This is a genomic window from Haloferax sp. Atlit-6N, from assembly GCF_003383195.1.
Lineage (GTDB): Archaea > Halobacteriota > Halobacteria > Halobacteriales > Haloferacaceae > Haloferax > Haloferax gibbonsii.
This window is the reverse complement of record NZ_QEQJ01000414.1, coordinates 1-435: the sequence shown is the minus strand read 5'-3', so window position 1 is coordinate 435 and position 435 is coordinate 1. Positions and strand designations below refer to the sequence as shown.

Below are 435 nucleotides of genomic sequence, written 5' to 3'. Positions count from 1 at the left end.
GTTGCGGGCCGATGGCGGCGATGCGACGGTCACGGTCGAACAGCCCGGCGAGGCCGACGTCCGCGCGGTCGTCGACGCCGTCACCGACGCGCATCCCTCGGTGTCGCTGGCGGCGAAACACCAGGCCGATCGCTCTGTCGACACCGACCAGGGATTCCGCGAACGCCTGGCTGATCGGCTCTCTGATCGCCAGGCGACGGTTCTCCGGGCGGCGTACCACAGCGGCTACTTCGAGTGGCGTCGCGGCTCGACCGCCGAGGAACTGGCTGATTCGCTCGACGTCTCCTCACCGACGCTTCACAACCACCTCAGAAAGGCCCAGCAGAAGCTTTTGACGGCCTTCTTCGACGAGACGCCAGCCTCGCCGTCGACCGCCGATCGTCGCCGCTGAGTGACGTGTATTCGTGGCAGCAGACTGACTCTAACAGTAATAAT

1 protein-coding gene is annotated in these 435 nt (G+C 65.5%); it reads left to right on the top strand.

What is annotated here, in order from left to right:
- Nucleotides 1-391, top strand: a 391-nt coding sequence (locus tag DEQ92_RS22980) for a helix-turn-helix domain-containing protein (RefSeq protein WP_199522999.1), incomplete at its 5' end; no start/stop codon positions are given.
- Nucleotides 392-435: the final 44 nt, after the last annotated feature.